Annotated in this window: 2 protein-coding genes and 1 pseudogene; 1 reads left to right on the top strand and 2 read right to left on the bottom strand. The window is 47.1% G+C overall.

From position 1 onward, the window contains the following. Nucleotides 1–182 (bottom strand): transposase (locus tag BBW68_RS04910; protein WP_186821247.1); only part of this gene is annotated, 182 nt, incomplete at its 3' end. A 595-nt stretch (nucleotides 183–777) separates the two neighbouring features. Here BBW68_RS04910 and BBW68_RS04905 point away from each other — a divergent pair. Further along, nucleotides 778–1,518 (top strand): annotated as a pseudogene (locus BBW68_RS04905) (phage antirepressor N-terminal domain-containing protein). Between the two features lie 638 nt (nucleotides 1,519–2,156). Here BBW68_RS04905 and BBW68_RS19100 read toward each other — a convergent pair. Beyond that, nucleotides 2,157–2,404 (bottom strand): hypothetical protein (locus BBW68_RS19100; protein WP_222563065.1); only part of this gene is annotated, 248 nt, incomplete at its 5' end.

Genomic DNA, 2,404 nt, shown 5'->3' with positions numbered 1-2,404 from the left:
TCACGGTAGCCGTTACGGTAGGTCTCCCGCTCGTCACTGCGCTCATGAGGCTCTGCGTTGATGCGCTGAGTGACATCGGCCTCCATGATGCGGTTGAGCATAAATTCGGTGAGTTCACGCAGAAAGTCCTCGCCGCCGAGTTGCATCAGGGTGTTGCTGAATGTCATGCTGTTGTCGGCCATCGGTTGACTCCTTCTGAGATAATTGTCTAATTAACCATTACCTTACCGGATAAGCCAATGGCTCTCACCATCCTTCCAAATTTACACCACGTCCTAAGACTCTACCCATTTAAGTCGGCCATCGGAAAACCGTCACAACCATCACAGCCATTAAAAACAGCAAGTAGCCACCTGATTTTATTGAATTAATGTTGTGACGGTAAAACCATCACAAAACGCAACACAAACCGTCACACTCAATAAATTCAATAAGTTAAAAAACAGAGTTGTGATGATTTAAGACCGTCACACTGTGATGCTTCTGTAATGCTTTTGTGATGGTTATAGATATGCTAATTTATATTTATATATCATATAGATAGAAGATAACTTTAAATATTGTGACGTTTATGACGGTTTTCCGATGCCCCCCTTCAAATTTTGAAAATATCAGTATTGGCTAAAAAACACCCTGATTTGTTGGTTAGTTTGTTATATCTACGTGGTGTTTATGTACGGTTTGGCATAACGGGTCTGCCGGGGATATAGTCGCTCTCAGAAGCTGTTGTTGTACCCACATTCACCGGATGGAATGTTAGCGATGAATCAGTAAGATATTTTTCCTTTTAATTTTCATGAGGATAAGCTGTACATAGTTGAGTACAAAGGCGAACCCTATGTCGCTATGAAGCATGTTGTCGAGGGAATGGGTTTGGCCTGGAGTCGCCAGCATATGCGGCTTAGGCAGCGCTTTGCAGGGGGGATCACCCAAATGGTGATCCCCCCGGATGGAGTACCGCAGAATATGGTTTGTATGGCCGTTCGTAAGCTCCCGGGCTAGCTTATGAGCATTAACGCTAACAAGGTAAAGCCAGAAATCCGTGAGAAGGTTATGCAGTACCAGCAAGAGTGCGATGATGCCCTGTATGACTACTGGACGAAAGGTATCGCTATAAATCACAGGCTGAACATCAAAGAGCGTCTGGCGGCTTTCAAACGTTTACATACTGTTGCGGATCAACTTTGCAGGCAACGCCGGCCATCGCTTCAAAAGCTGCTGCATACGGAGCTGGAGGAACTGGCCATGCTGCTAAACGTTGAAGCTCCCTTACCTGACTTTCCGGAGAACACCACGGCAAAAATTGGCGATCCACGTATCGATGGTGATGCGATGTACGAGTTCTGGGATTTGTACGAGATGCGGGAAAACCCGCGCAGACCAAAACTCAATCACAGCCCGGACAGCAACCAGATTGCTATTGAGCCGTTTTCTTTCCGTGAGTTGTGCGAAAGGCAAAAGCTAAACTTCCCTGACATTAACCAGTTACGCGAAGAATTACACGACCGTTCTCGCTGATCCCTTTCAGAGTTATCAGGCAGTCAACAGTGCAATAACTGGCGAACCAGTGCAGTGCTGGGTATTCGCAACAAAATAGTTACCTGCCTGTGAAATGTTAAAGGCCACCGGGGGTGAGCCGGTGGCCTTAGTTACGTTTCCTGACTACTTAAGGTAAGCAGGCCAGAATTAGCTCAATAAAGGCGACAAGCGCCTTAAGAGCGATGACAGCGATTTGAAGAAATCCCTTCATCCGTTTGCTCCACTACAGGAGCGCGGCACCACCGTTAAAGCCCTTACACTGCCTGGTTAACGGTGTTGCATTGTTAGCGGATGCGTGACGCGCTCTGATTGAAGCTCTGGAGCGGCACCACCCGTGATCCAGCCAGGACTTGAACACGTTGTTACATGCCTGCGCAGTGCCAGAACGCGACACCCACTAACGCCGCGATTATAGAAGCATCAGAAGCATAATCAAAGGACTGGAGTAAATAACGGGCAAGAAAAAAGCCCGACTGGTGAGGTCAGGCTTTTTTTCTTTGGGTGCTTAAAGTGATGAATCTCTGTTCAAGGTAATGAGCCTCAACCAGAACGCGTCACACATCCACTAACGAGATCAAGTGTACCCATCAGGAACAGATGATGCAAACTTCATTAGCTTATTTAAGCCTCAGGAGGCATCTGGAAGCCTCATACGATCCTGTGAAACAGATTTCAGTTCTGCACTTAATCGCCGCCCTGCCCCAGACCGCACCAGTAAAGGGCTTGCGACACTTCTCCGAATACGTGATCCCGCAGTGACCGTTACGTAAAAAATCATGTAATCCACGACGAACCCGCGCCTGTACTGGCTTTCGTATTTTTACATCACTACCGACCATCGCCCAAAAACTGAAATCTTTGAAAT

The sequence above is a fragment of the Candidatus Erwinia dacicola genome, assembly GCF_001756855.1.
GTDB classification, from domain to species: Bacteria; Pseudomonadota; Gammaproteobacteria; order Enterobacterales; family Enterobacteriaceae; genus Erwinia; species Erwinia dacicola.
Note: the sequence above shows the minus strand (reverse complement) of the source record. Positions and strands in the feature narration are given on the sequence as shown.